A 17,655-nucleotide genomic window follows, 5' to 3' on the forward strand; every position below is an offset into this window, starting at 1 on the left:
GCGTCCCCCAGCAGGACCGCCGCAAGCTGTTCGACTGGTCGAATCAGATGCTCAACTACGACGACCCGGAGTACGGCGACGCCACGACCACCGACGCCTCGTCCACCGCGGCGATGGAGATCCTCGGCTACGCCTGGAACATGGCCGAGCAGCGCCGCACCGATCCCGCCGACGACATCGTCAGCAGGCTCGTGCACGCCGATCTCGACGGGGAGGCGCTGGGCTCCGACGAGTTCGGGTTCTTCGTGATCCTGCTCGCGGTCGCGGGCAACGAGACCACCCGCAACGCCATCACCCACGGGATGAAGGCGTTCATCGACAATCCGGATCAGTGGGAGCTCTACAAGCGGCAGCGGCCACGGACCGCGCCCGACGAGATCGTGCGCTGGGCGACGCCGGTGACGGTGTTCCAGCGCACCGCGACCGCCGACACCGAGCTCGGCGGGCAACTCATCCGCGCCGGTCAGCGCGTCGGATTGTTCTACAGCTCGGCCAATTTCGACGAAGATGCCTTCGAGAGCCCGTTCCGCTTCGACATCTCGCGAGACCCCAATCCGCATCTGGGGTTCGGCGGCACCGGCGCGCACTTCTGTGTCGGCGCGAACCTGGCCCGGCTCGAGATCGAGCTGATCTTCAATGCCATCGCCGACGTGATGCCCGATCTGTCCCAGATTTCGGAGCCACAGCGGCTGCGATCGGGTTGGATCAACGGCATCAAACACTGGCAGGTCAGCTACGAGTCGGGAACGGTGCACTGATGCGGATCGCGCTGCTGTCATATCGGAGCAAGGCGCATTGCGGCGGGCAGGGTGTCTATGTCCGGTACCTGAGTCAGGGGCTCGTCGATCTCGGTCACCAGGTCGAGGTGTTCTCCGGCCAGCCCTATCCCGAGGATCTCGACCCGCGGGTGCGGCTCACCGAGGTGCCGAGCCTGGACCTGTACCGCGACGAAGACCCTTTTCGCACACCGCATCCCCGCGAGATCCGGGACCGTGTCGACCTGCTCGAGCTCGCCACCATGTGGACGGCCGGGTTCCCCGAACCGCGCACGTTCAGCTTGCGGGTGGCCAAGCTGCTGGCCGCGCGCGCCACGGAATTCGATGTGGTGCACGACAATCAGTGCCTGGGCTACGGTCTGCTCACCATCGCCGAGCGGTTGCCGCTGGTGGCGACCGTCCACCATCCGATCACTCGCGACCGCGCGGTCGATCTGGCCGCGACCCCGTGGCGGCGCAAGCTGTTCGTGCGGCGATGGTACGGCTTCCTCGGCATGCAACAGCAAGTGGCACAGCAGATTCCGGACCTCATCACGGTGTCCTCGTCTTCGGCCGCCGATATCGCGCAGGACTTCGGCGTGCGGCCCGGACAGTTGCATACCGTCCCCCTCGGCGTGGACACCGACCTGTTCCGGCCGCGCGAGACACCGCGGGTGCGCGGGCGCATCGTCGCGGTCGCGAGTGCCGACAAGCCGCTCAAGGGCATCGCACACCTGCTGAGAGCCGTGGCCCGGCTGCGCCATACCTGCGATGTCGAGCTCCGGCTGGTCGCGAAGCTGGAACCGAACGGCCCCACCGAGAAGCTGATCGCCGAACTCGGTATCGCCGATATCGTCACCCCGGTCAGCGGAATGAGCGACGAGCAGCTCGCCGAGTTGCTCGCCTCTGCCGAGATCGCCTGCATTCCGTCGATGTACGAGGGGTTTTCGCTGCCCGCCGTCGAGGCGATGGCCAGCGCGACACCGCTGGTCGCCAGCCGGGCAGGCGCGCTGCCCGAGGTCGTCGGCGAGTGCGCCGAGCTGGTCGAGCCAGGCGATGTGGACGCACTGACCCGGGTGCTCGGCGAACTGCTCGACGATCCCGACCGGCGCGAGCGCCTCGGCGCGGCGGGTCGTGTCCGCGTTCTCGAACTGTTCAGCTGGTCGGCCGTTGCCGCGCAAACACTCGCGATCTATGACCAGGCGATCACCCGCCACTCCCCTACCCCGCCGGGCACCGCCCGATGACGGCACCGCCCGACCCCGCGCAGCACCTGGAGGCCTCATGTTGACCGTCGATTTCGACCGCTTGGGCATCGGCCCCGGATCACGGGTGATCGACATCGGCTGCGGCGCGGGCAGACATTCCTTCGAGGCCTACCGCCGCGGAGCCGACGTCGTCGCGTTCGACCAGAACGCCGCCGACCTGGCCGATGTCGACATCATGTTCGAGGCCATGGCCGCGGCGGGCGAGGCACCGGAGTACGCCAAGGCCGAGACCGTGCGCGGCGACGCGCTCGACCTGCCCTACGGCAACGACGAATTCGACGTGGTCATCGCCTCGGAGATCCTCGAGCACGTCCCGCAGGACACACAGGCGATCGCCGAACTGGCGCGGGTGGTCAAACCCGGTGGCGCGCTGGCGGTCACGGTGCCGCGCTGGCTGCCCGAACGCATCTGCTGGGCGCTCTCGGACGAGTACCACGCCAACGAGGGCGGTCACGTCCGCATCTATCGCGCCCACGAGCTGCGCGACAAGATCACCGCGCGCGGTCTGCGCTACCACCACCAGGACTTCGCGCACGCGCTGCACGCACCCTTCTGGTGGCTGAAATGTGCTGTCGGCGTGCGCAATGACAAGCACCCGCTGGTGAGCGCCTATCACCGCATGCTGGTGTGGGACATGATGTCGGCGCCCGCGCTCACGCGCACCGCCGAACGTGTGCTGAATCCGCTGGTCGGCAAGTCGGTCGCGCTCTACTTCACGAAACCGGCGGTGCGCGGCGATGCCCGTTGAGCTACCGGCCGTTCCCGGGGTCGTCTCCGCGCGTGAGATCCGGCAGACCGCCGAATCCATCGCCGCCGCACAGGAACCCGACGGTGCGATCCCCTGGTTCAGCGGCGGCCACACCGATCCGTGGGATCACATCGAGTCCGCGATGGCGCTCACCGTGGGCGGGTTGTGGGACGTGGCCCGTGAGGCCTACATCTGGTCGGCGAAATCGCAGCGCTCCGATGGATCGTGGCCCACGCAGGTACGCGCGGGCGTGATCGAGAACCACGACGCCGACACCAACTTCTGCGCCTACCTGGCGACCGGTGTTCTGCACGCCCTCACAATCACCGGCGATACCGGGTTCGCCGCGGAGATGTGGCCGACGGTCCGCGCAGGCATCGACTTCGTCCTCGGGCTGCAACAGGGCGAGCACGGCGAGATCCATTGGTCGGCCGGCGAATCCGGATCATCGGGGGAAGCTCTGCTGACCGGCTGCTCCAGCATCTTCCACAGCCTCGGCTGTGCGGTGACCCTCGCCGAGCGGGTGGGCGACCCGCGATCGGATTGGGCGGCGGCTCGCAGCCGGCTCGGCAACGCCCTGCGCCATCATCCGGACGCGTTCCTGGACAAGAGCCGTTACTCCATGGACTGGTACTACCCGATCCTCGGCGGCGCGGTGCGCGGCGCGGCGGCCGCGGACCGGATAGCGCGGCACTGGAACGAATTCGTGGTCGCCGATCTCGGCATTCGCTGCGTGTCCGACGCACCGTGGGTCACCGGCGCCGAGACCTGCGAACTGGTGCTCGCCCTCGATGCCATCGGCGACACCGCCGCCGCGAGCACGCTGTTCACCGCGATGCAGCATCTGCGCGAATCGGACGGATCCTATTGGACCGGACTCGTTTTCACCGACGGCAAGCGCTGGCCCGAGGAGCGCACCACCTGGACAGGGGCGGCGGTCGTGCTCGCCGCCGACGCCCTCAGCCGCACCACCGCGGGCAACGGCATCTTCCGCGACGCACTCCCCCGGTGATCCGGCTCAGTTACACGCGGCGGTTCGCTGCAGGATGCGCAGCGAACCGGTGACCGAGAGTTCGCGGAACTTGCCGCTGTCGATCGCGCGTCGATAGATGTTGTACGGCGCGCGACCACCGTCGGCGGGATCGGGGAAGACGTCGTGAATGGCGAGCAGCCCGCCACCGGCCACCCAGTGCACCCAGTTGTCGTAGTCACGCTGGGCGGCCTCCTCGGTGTGGCCGCCGTCGATGAACAGCATGCGCAGCGGGGCCCGCCAGATGCGGGCGGCGGCACTCGACGAGCCGATGATCGCGGTCACCGTGTCGGTGAGACCCGCGCGAATCATGGTGCGCCGGAACGTGGTCACGGTGTCGAAGACGCCGGTCTCCGGGTCGATCATGCTGGTGTCGTGGTACTCCCAGCCCGGCTGATGCTCCTCGGAGCCACGGTGGTGGTCGACGGTGCACACGGTGGCACCGGTTTCGCGGGCCGCGGCACCGAGATAGACGGTCGACTTGCCGCAGTAGGTGCCGATCTCCATGATGATTCCGTCACCCGCGTACGCGCGGGCGGCCGTGTAGAGCGCCTGTCCCTCTTCCGGCGGCATGAATCCGACGGTCTGTTCGGCGAGGGCGAACAGGTCGCTGGTACCGGCGGAGATCTCGTCTACAGCTCCCATGCGGGTGACGCTAACACATGACCTGGAATACAATCCGGACTACTGTCCGGAAAGATGCTCGGATAGCCGAAACCCAAGGAGAACATCGATGAAGACTCGTCTCAACTGCCCCTGTGGCGTCAGCATTCGCGGCACCGACGAGGCCGATCTGATCAAGCAGACCCAAGAGCACCTGGCCGCGAACCACCCCGGCCACGACTACACCCCGGACGAGATCCTCTTCATCGCCTACTGATCATTTCGTCGGCAGGGCGTTCTGCAGGCCACCCACCTCGGTGATCTGCCAGTCGGAATTCCGGTCGACGGTGAGCGAATAGGTGACGGTGGTCCGCGTTCCCTCTGGCGTCTGGGCGCTGGTGGAGACCACGTCGAGGTAGGCATTGACCTTGTAGATGCCACCGGCTTCCGAGATCACCTTCGCCGAGAGCGGGTTCGCCTTCGACGTCCATTGCAGCGGGAGCAGGATCTGCTCCAACTGCGGTGCGGTGGCGTCGAATTTGGCGGCCAGAGACCCGGTGGTGCCGGTCTTGAGCCGGGCGAACCAGGCAGGCACGTCGCGGTAGTCGATCGTGGACGCGCCGACGCCGTAGCCGGTCGCGATCTGCTCCACGCGCTCGGCGTCGGCCGCGCGCGCGTCGCGCTCGGCGATCGTCGCCCGCGCCGAGAAATACAGCGCCGCGAACGTGACGACCGCGGCGACGAGCACCCCGATCGTGCCGCTGACCAGGACGGTCGAGAGCCGGACGGAGACGGTGCGCGGTGTCTGTTCGTCGGCGGCGGTGGCTTCTACTTCGGTCGCTGTACTCATGGTCAGTCCTTTGTCCGGCTATTTGACGCCGAGGCGGAAATGCACGGTGCCGTCGGCGTCCACGTTCTGCAGTGCTTGGTCGATCAGGGTGCTGATGTCGATGGCCGGCGTCCGATGGACCGCGTCGGTGACCACCGGCCCGAGAAGCTGTCCCAGCGGGGCGATACTCGGGCCGATCTCGGTGATCAGGGCGGTGAGGTTGTCGAGGAAGGGGACAAGGCCGTCGCCGGTGAAGTAGTCCTCGACCGGGCGGCTTTCCACCAGCTCCGCACCGGACTCGACGATCGCGTTCAGCGTGACACCGAACTCGCCGAACAGCGGGCCCGCCGTGGCGAGCGACGGCCCGAGCCACGCCATGTCACCACCGAGGGTTTGGATATCGGCGAACAGCTGCCGGATCGCCTCGGTGCGGCTGAGCAACGTCGCCGCGAGCAGCGTCGATGACCGCTGCAGCGTCCCCATCGCGGCGTCGGTACCGGCGAGCGCGCGATCGAAGGTGTCGACCAGGTTCGCGATCGTCTCGGGTCGGAGCTGGTCGAGTAGCTCGACCAGCCGGGCCGAGAGCGCGGTGATGGTCGTCGGCAGGTGGACGCGGTCCGCCGCGACGACCTGGCCGTCCTCGAGATACGGGCCCGCCCCTGACTCCGGTGCGAAGGCGATGTAGGGCTCGCCCAGCGCCGACAGCTGCTCGATGCGGACATCGCTGGACACCGGGATGCGGTAGCGACTGTCGATCCGCAACCGGACGAGCACACCCCCGTCCTGTTTGCGCACCGACTCGGTGCGCCCGACCTGGACACCGGAGAGCAGGACCGGCGAGTTCGGCGCCAGCCCGCCCGAGTGCGCCAGCCGCAGATCCGCGGTGCGGAAGCTGATGCGCGGATCGAGCCGGAGCACACCGAGCGACATGTACCCGACCCCGAAGACCAGCACCGCCATGATCGCCGAGAGTGACACTGTCGCACGAAGGTTCATCGCACCAGACCGATCATTCGCAGGGAGTCGATGATCCGGGCGGTGTGGTCGCCGGGCGTGATCGACAGGTCGATCGCGGGTCCGTGCTGCGCGAACGGGACCAGGTCGGTGTTGATCAGGTCGACGAGCGCCTTCATGTTCGAGGGCGCGTCGGTGTCGAGGGGGCGGCTGCCGAGCAGCATGGGCACCACGGCGCGGGTGGTGTCGTCCAGGGAGGACAGCAGCGGGCCGAGCCACTGGACGCTCGGCGCGACCGGGCCGAGGGCGGTCAGCACGAAGATGACGCTGATCTGGGTGTTCACCGCATCGGTGGTGTGCTGGACGCCGTAGGGGGTGAGTAGCTCGTCGAGAATCGGCAGGTTGTGCCGCATCCCGTCGTCGACGGTGGCTTCCAGGCCGTCGAGCAGGGCGTCGACCGAGTTCAGGTGGTCGCCGAGGTCGGTGATGTCGGCTCCGAGAGTGTCTGCGATTCGCGCTGTTTCGCGCGGGTCCTCGGGGAATACCCCGTTCGTCGTGCGCACGATGTCCTGGAAGTCGGTCACCGCACCGCTGCCGATGAAGGTGGACAATCCGGCCAGGATGTCCTCGATCGGCGGCGACTGGGTGGTGTCTTCGAGCGGGATGGTCGCGCCCGCTGTCAACTCGCCCGCGGTCGGGTCGGCGGGCTCGCTCAGGGCGATGTGGACGTCGCCCAGCGGCGTCTCCTGGCGCAGTTCGGCGGTGGTGCCGACCGGGAGCCGGACCGACCGCTGGATCTCGACATCGACGACGGCATACCCGGGCACGGCGGCCCGCTCCGCCGTGCCGGGGACGGGGTCGACCAGTGTGACGCCGGTGAGCCCGCCGACGCGGACACCCGCCGCGATCACCTTGGCGCCCTGCGGGAGATTGAGAACGTCGGCGAACTCGATCCGCAACGGATAGGTGGGTCCGCCGACATCGGCTCCCGGCACGGGCAGATCGGCGGGCCGGAATCCGCAACCGGTGGTGGCGAACAGCACCGCGAGGACGAACAGGGCGACACGTTTCATCGGGCGCTCACCGCTCCCAGTAGGACGGGCATCGCGGGAATCGTCATCGCACCGCCGTCCGAAGGCAGGCACGGCTGCCCGGTGACGACCTGCACGGCCGCGCAGATCCGGTCCGAGTCCTGCTGGGCGAGTGCGAGTTTCGGCGGCGCGTAGCCGATGGTCAGCGCGCCGGTGGCCGGGTCGACAGCACCGGCGAAGCCACCGGCGACGGCAGGCGCCATCGCGATCACGTCGGCCAGCGAGCCGACCCCCGCCGCGATCATCCGCGACAGGTCGGGCACCGCGTCCAGTGCGCGCAGTCCGGGCGAGCCGAACATCATGATCACATCGTTGAGCTGGGGCAGCAGATCGGCGAGAGTGGCGACGATCGCGATGACCGGCGGAAAGGCGATGGTGACGATGTCGTTGAAAGTCTGCGGCAACCCGGTCACCGTCGTCTCCACCTGCGACCAGCCACCGCGTGCGCGGTGGGCGAGCTCGGTGAGCGCGTCGAGCAACTGCCCGAGGTGACCGATCGCCGCATCGGGTGCGGCCAGTGCCCGGCTCAGCGCCACGATGACGTCGTTGATCTGCTCGCCCGTCCCCGCCGTTGCGCGTTCCAGGGCCGTGATCCCGGCGCCGAGGGCGGTCCGCTGCGCCGGATCGCCCGCGCCGTTGAGCTGGTCGGCCAGACCGGCGAGGGCGTCGAAGGTCTGCGTAAGGCTCTTGGGCGTCAGGGTTTTGGTGATGCACGCGCTCGAATTCCAGCCCGGCCCGACAGGTTCGTTGCCGATGAGGGCCAGTCGGCGGTCGGCGATCAAGGTGTCGCTGACCGTCACCGCCCCGACCTCGAGCGGCAGCTTCCGATCGGCGCGGACGGTGAATTCGACGCGCGCCGAGGCCCCGTCGACGCTGATACCGGTGACCCGCCCGACCTGCACCCCCAGCACCGTGACGGCGCTGCCTTCGTAAAGTCCGATGCTGTCGGGCATTGCGGCGCAGTAGGCCCGCATCGGCGGGTTCGGTGTACTCAGTCGCAGACCCAGGGCACCGGCGAGGACGAGAGTCAGAACCACCGCGACCGACATCAGCCCACGCGATCCGAGTAGCTGTTTCGATATCAACAGCCGCCCCCTGGCAGTGGCACGCAGACGGCGGGCAGCTGGATCGTCGCCCCGGACTGATCGACACTCACCCCGCCGCCCGGTGGGAGCAGCGGGAGCAACCGCTCCTCCAGTGCGCGTACGGAATCGAACAGGGCGCCCAGGCGCGTGCCGAGCTCTTCGAGCGCGGGGACCGCCGCGGCGAGCGGGGCCACCCGCTGCTGGATCGAGTCATCCCACGCGCGTCCGAGCGGCGTGACCTGTTTCAGCACGACCGCCAGATCGATCAGGGAATCCGCGACCACCACCTTGTTGGTCTGGATGATCTGCTCGAGCGTGCCGAGGGTGATGATCAGGTTCGCCAGCACATCGGCGTTGGCCCGCAGTGCGCTGAGGTACTCGTCGGCGATGGACAGGGCGCGCGAGATGTCCGCGTTCTGCTCGTCCAGGATCGCGACCACGTCACCGGCGGCGCGCACGGCCGAGCGCACCGCGTCCGGGCTCTTGTCGATCGCGGTGGACAGCGCGGCGAGATCGCGCCGGAAGACCTCGCCGTCGATGCGGCGCACCGGCTCCACCGCGTCCTGGAATGCCCGGGTCAGGTTGTAGGGCACGATCACTCGCTGCGCGGGCAGCACCGCATCACCCAGCGGTTGCGTGCCCGCGGGCAGTACCGCCACGTAGTAGCCGCCGACAAAGGTCAGCATCCGGATATCGAGGGTGGTCTGATCGCCGATGAACGCGTCGGCGGCGACGGTGAACCTCATCCGGACCCGGTCGGGCAGCAGGTCCAGCGAGGTCACTTTCCCGACGGGGATCCCGGCGAGCCGCACATCGTCGCCGACGCGGACCGAACCCGCATCGGTCAGGTCGGCGGAATAGGTTGTCTGCGAGGTGGTTTCGGTGACATAGACGAAACCGATCGCGACCAGGAGCAGTACCGCGGCGCACATTCCCGCTATCCCCCAGCGCAGTTCACCGGCGCGGGGATCGTTGATGGCGCGTCGGCGCGTTATCGGTGACACAGCACGATCCCCTGTCCGGCGATGAGCACTTGCAGCGGTGGCGGTGCGGTGGCGTCACCGTGCGAGCAGGTGAAGCCGGGCCCGGTCTGGGGAATCGCCCGCGTCATCGACTGGATGAGGCCGGGCAGGCTCTCGAACGCGGCCACCGCCTCGTACGGATCGGGGAAGGCTCGGGTGAGCGCCGCGTCGAGATCGCTGTTCGGCTCGCCGGTGACCCCGAAGACGGTCAGCATGCTGCGCAGCGGTTTCAGCACACCGGGAATGCCGATCGAGAAGTCCACCAGCCCGGGCAGTTTCGCGGTGATGGCCATGAACAGGTTGGTCAGATTGGTCAGCAGCGTGATGGCGTTGCCCGACTTTCCGTCGAGATGATCGGCGACCTCGGCGAGGTTGCGCGCCAGGGTCGACAGGACCACCTGACGGTCGGAGGCGAAGCGGCTGAGCTTGTCGATGGCGCCCAGTGCCCGCCCGAGACCTGTGCCCTCGCCCTGGATCACCGCGAGGATGCTGGTCGCGAACTGGTTGAGATCCTCGGGAGAGAGTTCGGCCAGCACCGGCTGCAAACCCTTGAACAGACGGGTGATGTCGAAGTCCGGCACCGTCTCCGCGGTACTGAAAACCGACGCCGGATCACGTCGGCCCGTCGGTTGGTCGGGTTGCTCGACGCCCAGATACCGGAAACCCGTGAGGTTCTGGTAGCGGATGGCGATCCGGGAGTTGAGGAACAGCGTCCGATCCCGCGCGACGGTGAAGCGCACGCGGGCGAGCGCGCCGTCGAGTTCGACGGCCTGCACCTTGCCGACCTGCACCCCGTAGAGGCGCACGTCGTCACCGCTGCGCAGGCCATTCGCATCGGTGAACAGCGCTGCGTAGGTGTCGGTTTCGCCGTCGACGGGTCGTTCGATCACGCGCAGGACGCCGACCAGCACCACGGCCATCAGCGCGACTGCGGTGGCTACCCGGATCAGCAGGGCACGCGTCGTCATCAGCGCCCGCCCCCGAGCATCGCGGCCAGCGGCGCCGCCAGACCCGGCACACCGTCGAGCGCGACCTCGGCCCGGAGCACCGGGCCCTCGGGTGTGTCCTGGAAGGCGGTGTCGAGTCGGGTGAGCAGCTCGCTCAGCTGCTGCGCCGAACGCTGCGGGGTGCTGACCGAGGCAGCGAGTCGGTCGAGGACAAGGCTGAGCATCGGCAAGATCTCCCCGAAGTACTGCTGAGAGGTGCTGAACAGTCGCGTGACCGTCGGCAGCAATTGGTACTGGACGCCCTCGAACATCCGGCCGAACCGCTGGAGCTGATCGGGGACCGCCAGGTATTTGTTCGTGTACTCCGCGTTCAGCAGCGTCAGGCCACCGGTCAGCATCGGCGGCAGACCGGTCAGCGCCGAACCGAACTGTTCGAACAGCACCGAGGGCGGTAGCTGTCTGGTCTCCGCGTAGGAGCGGGCGGTCGTGCCGATCGCTTCCAGCAGCGGGGTGAACGCCGTGAGATCGCGGGAGACGGTGCTGAGCAATGCGACGAGTTTCGGTGTCAGTACCTCGTCGGTGAGTTGTCCCGTTGCTTTCAGCAGGGCGGAGAGCGTGGCGTCGTGTACCCGAGCAGCGTCGCGACCGGTCAGGTCGACGGTCGAACCGTCGACCAGCTCAGCACCGCCCACCGTCGAGTGCAGCTCGATGGCGCTGATGCCGAACAGGTTTCCCGGCGCGTAGTCGACGGCCAGCGCGTCGGTCAGGCCGAACAGTTGAGACCCGCTCAGCGTCAGCTCGATTCGCTGCTTGCTCCGGCCGGCGAAGTCGATCGTGTCGACCGAGCCGACCCGCACGCCGTCGAGCCGGACATCGGTGCCCTCCCCCACGCCCTCGCCGACCGCGCCGACCAGCAGCGCGACCCGGATCTGGTCGGCGGGCACGCTGTCGGGCACCACGCGCCAGACCAGCACGGCGAGTAGCGCGAGCGCGATGGCGAGCGCGCCGAGGATCCGGGCGCGCAGCGGCCCGACTTCGGTGCCCGGCAGGGCGTAAGCAGGCATGGCATCACCCGGTGAACGTGACGGGGGATTGAAATCCCCACAGTGCGATGGTGGCGACCATGTCGAGCGCGATGATGGCCACCAGGCTCGCCCGAATGGCGCGCCCGGAGCCGATACCGACGCCCTCGGGGCCGCCCGTGGCGAAATAGCCCTGATAGCAATGGATCAGCACGACGGCGATGGCGAACACCATCACCTTGACGGTCGCGGCGAAAACGTCCCACCCGACCACGAACTGATCGAAGTAGTGGTTGTAGGTTCCGGTCGGTGTGCCGTGGATGGTCGTCACGATGAAGGCGCAGGAGGCGTAGCTCAGAATCAGCGCGACCACGAATGCCGGTGCCACGGCGAAGATCCCGGCGATGACCCGCGTCGTGACGACGAAGGGCACCGACCGGATCCCGAGTGATTCCAGCGCGTCGATCTCCTCGGAGATGCGCATCGAACCGATCTCGGCGGTCATCCGGCACCCGGCCTGGGCCGCGAAGCCGATCCCGGCCGCGATCGGCGCGAGCTCGCGGGTCACGCCGAAGGCCGAGATCAGGCCGCTGAGCTGACCCAGCGACAACAGGTTCAGCGCGCTGAACGCCTCGATGCCGATGGACGCTCCCATGGCGGCGCCGAGCAACAGCATCAGGGGCACCACGCCGCCGCCGATGATCACCGAACCGCGACCCCACGTCATGTCCGTCACCATCGTGACCGTCTGGCGCCGGTAGTGCACGAGCGTGTAGGGCACCGACGAGAGCACCTGCCAACCGAAGCCGATCACGAAGCCGATCGATTCGATCGGACCGAGTGGACGGATGCGGCGGCGCCGCAGTCTGCCCACCCAGCGCAGCCCGGCGGGATAGTACGGAGCGGCGCTCATCAGGCCATCCTCACCGGGAAGAACATGGTGACCACCTGGGTGATCACGGTGTTCAGCACCACGGCCGCGGCGATCGACATCACCACGGCCGCGTTGACCCCGTCGGCGACGCCGCGCGGCCCGCCCTTGGCCTCCAACCCGCGCTGACAGGCGATCACGACGACCAGGAACCCGAAGATCAACGCCTTGACCAGCGAGACCCACACGTCGACCGAGGTGGTGAAGGAACCGAAGGACTGCCAGTAGCTGCCCGGGGTGACGTTCAACGCCGATACCGCGACCACGAACCCGGAGCTGATGCCGACGAAGATGATCAAGATATTGAGTAGCGGCGCGACCAGCATCATGGCCGCGATGCGGGGCACCACCAGCCGTTGCACCGGGTCGATGCCCATCACCCGGAGCGCGTCGACTTCTTCTCGGATGGTTCTCGCCCCGAGATCGGCGGCGATCGCGGCGGCGCCCGCACCGCCGAGCAGCATCGCGGTGGCCATCGGCGCGCCCTGTTTGATGACGCCGAGACCACCCGCGGCACCGATCATCGAATCGGCGCCGAGTTCGGACACGATATTGCCCACCTGGGCGGAAACGATGACACCGAACGGAATGGCCATCAAAATGCTCGGCACCGCGGTGACTCTGATCAGAAACCAGGCCTGCGCGAGAGTTTCGTGTATCTGGAATCGGCCGCGAACGGCGTCGTTCGCCCCGAGATAGACGGCGCCGGCGCCCATCCGCAATGCCCGGCCGAGCGTCGCCACGCTCGAAAGGACGGTCTCGGAGAAGTTGCGCCGAATTATCCGGGCCGCACTCGCCTGTTCCGCCTCCGGTACAGCCGGGTCGGCCGTGTCCGCCGCACCGACCCGAGCCGGTGCGACTTCGCCGTCTACCCCTGCCATGGCGGTGACCGTACCATATGATTTGGACCACATTCCAGACACTGGTCCAGATTTCTGACCAGCCTCCAAATCCGCCGACAACGGCCGGTCGAGGCCCTCCTTCGGCCCGGAAACCGTTGTGCTGAACTTGTGTCGATGGTACCGTCCAGACACATGTCCAGCTACCTGTCTCCTTCGGTGCGATCGACCCCAGCACCCGGCGGCGACGACCTATCGAAACCGGGGTATTCACGATGACGAGCGCCGCTGTGCAACCCCTGACTTTCGACCCGTACGACTACGGATTCCACGATGATCCGTATCCGACTTACCACCGCCTGCGTACCGAGGCGCCGCTTTATCACAATCCCGATCTCGATTTCTGGGCCCTTTCCCGGCATTCCGATGTGATCGCGGCTTTTCGGGACAGCAACCGGCTCTCCAGCGCCAATGGCGTCTCCCTCGATCCGGCGGCCTGGGGTCCGCACGCGCATCGGGTGATGTCGTTCCTGGCGATGGACGATCCACGGCATATGCGGATGCGCAGACTCGTCTTCAAGGGATTCACGCCGAAACGCGTCGCCGAGATGGAAGTCCGCATCCGCGAGATCACCCTCGAGCATCTCGAGCCCGCCCTCGCGCGCGGCAGCTTCGACTGGATCGACGACGTCGCGGGCAAGTTGCCGATGGACGTCATCTCCGAACTGATGGGCGTGCCCGAACCCGACCGTGCCGAGATCCGCCGGTTGGCCGATCTCGTGGTGCACCGCGAAGAGGGCGTCCTCGATGTGCCCGTCGACGCGATCGACGCCTCGATTCGGCTGTTCGGCTACTACGCCGACATGGTCGCCCAGCGCCGCGCCGCGCCCGCCGACGATCTCACCTCGGCGCTGCTGGACGCCGAAATCGACGACGACACCCTCACCGACGAGGAGATCATCGGCTTCATGTTCCTGATGGTCGTCGCCGGAAACGAAACCACCACCAAGCTTTTGGGCAACGCACTCTATTGGGCGGCGGCCAATCCCGCAGAGTACGCCAAGGTGGTCGCCGACCCGGAACTGGTGAGCGACTGGGTGGAGGAGACGCTGCGCTACGACACCTCCAGCCAGATCGTGGCCCGCACCGCGGCGGTCGACCTCGACTACCACGGCGGCACCATCCCGGCCGGCGCCAAGGTACTGCTGCTGATCGGCTCGGCCAATCGCGACGCGACCGCCTTCGACGACGGCGACAGCTACGTGATCGACCGCAACGACAGCAGCGCGCTCGCCAGTTTCGGCGCGGGCGTGCACTTCTGCCTCGGCGCGCACCTGGCCCGGCTCGAGGCCACCATCGTGCTCGGCGAATTCGCCTCGCGCGTCACCGGATACGAGGTCGACGCCGACGGCATCGAACGGGTGCACTCCACCAACGTCCGTGGCTTCGCCAAACTCCCCATCACAGTAGAGGTCAGCTAGTGCCCCGATTCGAACCCCATCCCGACCGCAGGCCCGCGCTGATCGCCGGCGCGTCCTCCGGTATCGGCGCCGCGACGGCCGTCGCGCTCGCCGAACTCGGCCATCCGGTGACCTTGGGCGCGCGCCGGGTCGAACTGTGCGAGGAGATCGCGGCCAAGATCCGGGCCGGCGGCGGCGAGGCGTACGCCCACCGTCTCGACGTCACCGATGCCGACTCCGTCGACGAGTTCGTGACGGCCGCCGAGCGCACGCTCGGCCCGACCGAGATCCTCGTCTCCGGCGCGGGCGATATCGAATTCTCCCTGGTCGGGGAGATGGACCCGGAACGCTTCCTGTTCCAGGTGCAGGTCCATCTCGTCGGCGCGCAACGTCTCGTCCACCGGGTACTGCCCGGGATGACCGCGCGGCGCCGTGGCGATCTCGTCGTGATCAGCTCCGATTGCGCCGACAACCCGCGGCCGCGGTCCGGCGCCTACAGCGCCGCCAAGAACGGGCTGGAGGCGATGGTCGGTCAGTTGCGCATGGAACTGGAGGGCACCGGAATTCGCGCCTCGCTGGTACGTCCCGGCCCGACCCTCACCGGGATGGGCATGGATTCGACTCCCGAGATCGTCGGGCCGGTACTGCAGGACTGGAAGGACTGGGGCCTGGCCCGCCACCCCTACATGCTGCGACCGCACCACCTCGCCGACGCGGTCGCGACGGTGGTCTCGGTCCCGCGAGGTGCCCACATGGTGCTGGTCGAGGTGCAGCCCGAGGCACCGCTGCGGCCGACGCCGGACGGAGGCGCGTCATGAGAATCGTGGTCGACCTCGACCTGTGTCAGGGACACGGCGTCTGCCAGGACGAGGCGCCCGCGGTCTTCACCGTGCCCAAGCGCGGCCCGGTCCAGATCACCGACGCCACCCCCGACGCCGCGGAGCACAAGGCCGTCGAGGCCGCGATCCGCTACTGCCCCACCCGAGCTCTGTCGATCGCCGACGGCGGCGAATCCGACTCCCCTGCGAAAGGCACAGACTGATGGCAAATTTCGAGCGGGCCGAACTCGACGAGATGGTTCGGCGCTGGGTCGTGGAGAACCAGCGATGTGAGGAAAAGGGCGACTGGAAGCCCCTGGCCGAGATGTACACGGCCGACGCCACCTACGGCTGGAACTACGGCCCCAAGCAGGAGTTCATGGCCGTCGGCCGCGACGAGATCCGCGACTACGCCCTGGGCCAGGAGATGCTCGGCCTCGAGGGCTGGACCTACCCGTATCAGGAGTTCGTCGTCGACGAGCGCAGCGGCACCGTCATCGGCTTCTGGAAGCAGATCAACGAGGGCAAGCGCGCCGACGGCCGCCACTACTCCCCCGAGGGCATCGGCGGCAGCTGGTTCCGCTACGGCGGCGACTTCCAATGGTCCTGGCAGCGTGACTTCTTCGACTTCGGCAATGTCTCGGCGATGTTCCTCGACATGATCACCGACAACGCGCTGTCGCCGGGCATGCACCAGCGCATCGAGCGCTCCGTCTCGCGGGACCCGCTGCCCGGCTGGTACCCCATCGGCGAATCGCCCGCTTCCCTGTGGTGACGTCGATGAGCAGGTACGCGGAGCTGTCCCGGGACCAGCTGGCCGCACTGGTCCCCGAACTGCTGCTGTGCGGTCACCTCATCGACCGGTCCGGGATGGCGCACACCATCGCCGCCTTCGGCCGCGAGGGAATGACGGCGGTCGCGATCGAGGAGTGGCAGCTGGCCAGTCCGATCTACACCCGCCGGATGCAGCGCGCGCTGCGCTTCACCGGCGACAGCGTCGAAACCATCTTCAAAGGGCTGCAACTCGACATCGGCGCGCCACCGCAGTTCATGGACTTCCGGTTCCGCGTCGATGACCACGATCACGGCGAGTTCTGGCTCGATCACTGCGGGGCACTGGCCGATGTGGAGCCGATGGGCGAGGAGTTCGTGGTGGCGATGTGCCACGACATCGAGGACCCCACCTTCGATGCCACGGCGCTGGCCACCAATCCGCACGCCCAGGTGCGGCCGGTGCACCGCCCACCGCGCAAGCCCGCCGACCGGACCCCGGTGTGCGCGTGGACGGTCGTCATCGATGCCGCGCACGTCCCGCCCGAGGTTCCCCGCAACGCCGCGCTGCTCACGAACTCCGTTGCCGCGCAGCTCGAGCTGGCCGACATCGACGTGAGTGAGGAGGGCAGGGCCGACTACACAGGGCCGCTGCTGAGTGATCTGCGGTTCGCCGATTTCTCCCATGCCGCGTTGCGCCGGATGGCCGACGAGATCTGCCTGCAACAGCACCTGCTGACCCTGGGGTTCATGGTCGCCATCGGGGAACGCGCCGATGCGGCGACCGCCCTCGGGATCGGGCGCAAGCAGTTCGCCGGGATCGCCGGACTGACCTCCGAGCGCATCCGCAACTGCCTGAACCTCGGCCGCGATCCGGACGCGCTGGCCCGGGTCTTGCGCGTGCATCCGGCGCTGAACCCGCTGGGCTACACGGGAATCGACATCTCCGTCGTGGAATCCGGGGTGCGTCTGCGGTTTCCGCATGCCAGCGGGGCACGGACCGACGGTGCGTGGCCCTCGATGCTGACGCCCGAGGACCTTCGCCCCCTCGATGCCCTTGTTCGCGGGGTCGACCCACGGTTCGTCGCCCGGGTCGCCGCTACCGACCAGCACGGCTGGACCGTCGAGATCGACCTGGCCGAACAACCGTTCCGTGAAGCGTCCGAGGTCGCGGTGACCCGTTTCAGCACCGGTGCGGGCTTCGCCTTCACCGACCGGGGCAAACCCCTGCCGCTCACCGTCGTGTGAGAGATCGTCGAGAGATGGATTGACATGGCCAACAACTTCGCCGACCTGTTCGAACACTCCGTTGACGCCATGCCCGATCGGATCGCGCTGATTCAGCGCGATCGTCGAGTGACGTTCCGGGAACTGGATATTCGCGCCAACCGGCTCGCGCACCGGCTCGCCGAGTCGGGCGTCGGCCACGGCACGCACGTCGGATTCCAGATGCACAACAGCATCGAGACCATGGAGACGTTG

21 protein-coding genes are annotated in these 17,655 nt (G+C 67.8%); 11 read left to right on the top strand and 10 right to left on the bottom strand.

Going from position 1 to position 17,655, the window contains the following annotated elements:
- From ACFWF3_RS02560 to ACFWF3_RS02575, 4 genes are all read left to right on the top strand, one after another.
- The coding region (locus tag ACFWF3_RS02560) for a cytochrome P450 (protein ID WP_379312168.1) at positions 1-758 on the top strand (758 nt) is incomplete at its 5' end.
- Positions 758-2,002 carry a glycosyltransferase family 4 protein gene (locus ACFWF3_RS02565; protein ID WP_379312169.1) on the top strand — a complete coding sequence of 415 codons (1,245 nt, stop codon included), beginning with the start codon at positions 758-760 and terminating at the stop codon, positions 2,000-2,002. The genes ACFWF3_RS02560 and ACFWF3_RS02565, both read left to right, overlap by 1 nt.
- Positions 2,003-2,039: 37 nt before the next feature.
- Positions 2,040-2,771 (top strand): class I SAM-dependent methyltransferase, encoded by a 732-nt coding sequence (locus tag ACFWF3_RS02570; protein WP_379312170.1) that lies wholly within the window; start codon positions 2,040-2,042, stop codon positions 2,769-2,771.
- The gene (locus ACFWF3_RS02575) at positions 2,761-3,783 is read left to right on the top strand and encodes a prenyltransferase (protein WP_379312171.1); all 1,023 of its coding nucleotides are present in this window, start codon (positions 2,761-2,763) and stop codon (positions 3,781-3,783) included. The genes ACFWF3_RS02570 and ACFWF3_RS02575 overlap by 11 nt, the downstream gene beginning before the upstream one ends.
- Positions 3,784-3,789: 6 nt before the next feature.
- On the opposite strand, the gene ACFWF3_RS02580 is transcribed toward ACFWF3_RS02575, so the two are convergent.
- The gene (locus ACFWF3_RS02580; RefSeq protein WP_378992724.1) at positions 3,790-4,446 is read right to left on the bottom strand and encodes a class I SAM-dependent methyltransferase; all 657 of its coding nucleotides are present in this window, start codon (positions 4,444-4,446) and stop codon (positions 3,790-3,792) included.
- A gap of 88 nt (positions 4,447-4,534) precedes the next feature.
- On the opposite strand from ACFWF3_RS02580, the gene ACFWF3_RS02585 reads away from it, so the two are divergent.
- The gene (locus ACFWF3_RS02585; protein WP_378630312.1) at positions 4,535-4,681 is read left to right on the top strand and encodes a DUF1059 domain-containing protein; all 147 of its coding nucleotides are present in this window, start codon (positions 4,535-4,537) and stop codon (positions 4,679-4,681) included.
- Here the strand turns inward: ACFWF3_RS02585 and ACFWF3_RS02590 are convergent, their stop codons facing one another.
- The 9 genes from ACFWF3_RS02590 to ACFWF3_RS02630 are packed head-to-tail and all read right to left on the bottom strand — an operon-like array spanning position 4,682 to position 13,166.
- Complete coding sequence (locus ACFWF3_RS02590; protein ID WP_379312172.1) at positions 4,682-5,254, bottom strand: hypothetical protein; 573 nt, start codon at positions 5,252-5,254, stop codon at positions 4,682-4,684.
- An 18-nt stretch (positions 5,255-5,272) separates the two neighbouring features.
- On the bottom strand, positions 5,273-6,229 hold the full coding sequence (locus tag ACFWF3_RS02595; RefSeq protein WP_379312173.1) for an MlaD family protein: 957 nt from the start codon (positions 6,227-6,229) through the stop codon (positions 5,273-5,275).
- Positions 6,226-7,260 carry an MlaD family protein gene (locus ACFWF3_RS02600; RefSeq protein ID WP_379312174.1) on the bottom strand — a complete coding sequence of 345 codons (1,035 nt, stop codon included), beginning with the start codon at positions 7,258-7,260 and terminating at the stop codon, positions 6,226-6,228. The genes ACFWF3_RS02595 and ACFWF3_RS02600 overlap by 4 nt, the downstream gene beginning before the upstream one ends.
- Positions 7,257-8,327: an MlaD family protein gene (locus tag ACFWF3_RS02605; RefSeq protein ID WP_379312175.1), complete on the bottom strand. Its 1,071-nt coding sequence runs from the start codon at positions 8,325-8,327 to the stop codon at positions 7,257-7,259. Before ACFWF3_RS02605 ends, ACFWF3_RS02600 begins: the two co-directional genes overlap by 4 nt.
- Before the next feature lie 32 nt (positions 8,328-8,359).
- Positions 8,360-9,367 (bottom strand): MlaD family protein, encoded by a 1,008-nt coding sequence (locus ACFWF3_RS02610; RefSeq protein WP_379312176.1) that lies wholly within the window; start codon positions 9,365-9,367, stop codon positions 8,360-8,362.
- Positions 9,355-10,353: an MlaD family protein gene (locus ACFWF3_RS02615; protein ID WP_379312177.1), complete on the bottom strand. Its 999-nt coding sequence runs from the start codon at positions 10,351-10,353 to the stop codon at positions 9,355-9,357. Before ACFWF3_RS02615 ends, ACFWF3_RS02610 begins: the two co-directional genes overlap by 13 nt.
- A complete protein-coding gene (locus ACFWF3_RS02620; RefSeq protein WP_378992713.1) occupies positions 10,353-11,396 on the bottom strand; it encodes a hypothetical protein in 1,044 nt (347 codons plus the stop codon). Before ACFWF3_RS02620 ends, ACFWF3_RS02615 begins: the two co-directional genes overlap by 1 nt.
- A 4-nt stretch (positions 11,397-11,400) precedes the next feature.
- Positions 11,401-12,267 (bottom strand): ABC transporter permease, encoded by an 867-nt coding sequence (locus ACFWF3_RS02625; RefSeq protein WP_378992711.1) that lies wholly within the window; start codon positions 12,265-12,267, stop codon positions 11,401-11,403.
- Positions 12,267-13,166: an MlaE family ABC transporter permease gene (locus ACFWF3_RS02630; protein ID WP_379312178.1), complete on the bottom strand. Its 900-nt coding sequence runs from the start codon at positions 13,164-13,166 to the stop codon at positions 12,267-12,269. Before ACFWF3_RS02630 ends, ACFWF3_RS02625 begins: the two co-directional genes overlap by 1 nt.
- A 233-nt stretch (positions 13,167-13,399) precedes the next feature.
- Between ACFWF3_RS02630 and ACFWF3_RS02635 the strand changes: the two genes are divergently transcribed.
- The 6 genes from ACFWF3_RS02635 to ACFWF3_RS02660 all read left to right on the top strand — a co-directional run.
- Positions 13,400-14,605, top strand: coding sequence for a cytochrome P450 (locus tag ACFWF3_RS02635; protein ID WP_378992709.1), 1,206 nt, complete (start codon positions 13,400-13,402; stop codon positions 14,603-14,605).
- A complete protein-coding gene (locus ACFWF3_RS02640; protein WP_378992708.1) occupies positions 14,605-15,402 on the top strand; it encodes an SDR family oxidoreductase in 798 nt (265 codons plus the stop codon). Before ACFWF3_RS02635 ends, ACFWF3_RS02640 begins: the two co-directional genes overlap by 1 nt.
- The gene (locus tag ACFWF3_RS02645; protein WP_379295003.1) at positions 15,399-15,626 is read left to right on the top strand and encodes a ferredoxin; all 228 of its coding nucleotides are present in this window, start codon (positions 15,399-15,401) and stop codon (positions 15,624-15,626) included. Before ACFWF3_RS02640 ends, ACFWF3_RS02645 begins: the two co-directional genes overlap by 4 nt.
- Positions 15,626-16,177, top strand: coding sequence for a nuclear transport factor 2 family protein (locus ACFWF3_RS02650; protein WP_378992706.1), 552 nt, complete (start codon positions 15,626-15,628; stop codon positions 16,175-16,177). The genes ACFWF3_RS02645 and ACFWF3_RS02650 overlap by 1 nt, the downstream gene beginning before the upstream one ends.
- Before the next feature lie 5 nt (positions 16,178-16,182).
- Positions 16,183-17,421, top strand: a complete 1,239-nt coding sequence (locus ACFWF3_RS02655) for a hypothetical protein (protein WP_379312179.1) — start codon at positions 16,183-16,185, stop codon at positions 17,419-17,421.
- Between the two features lie 24 nt (positions 17,422-17,445).
- Positions 17,446-17,655 (top strand): AMP-binding protein (locus ACFWF3_RS02660; RefSeq protein ID WP_379312180.1); only part of this gene is annotated, 210 nt, incomplete at its 3' end.

The sequence above is a fragment of the Nocardia sp. NPDC060220 genome, assembly GCF_042727815.1.
Taxonomy (GTDB): Bacteria; Actinomycetota; Actinomycetes; order Mycobacteriales; family Mycobacteriaceae; genus Nocardia.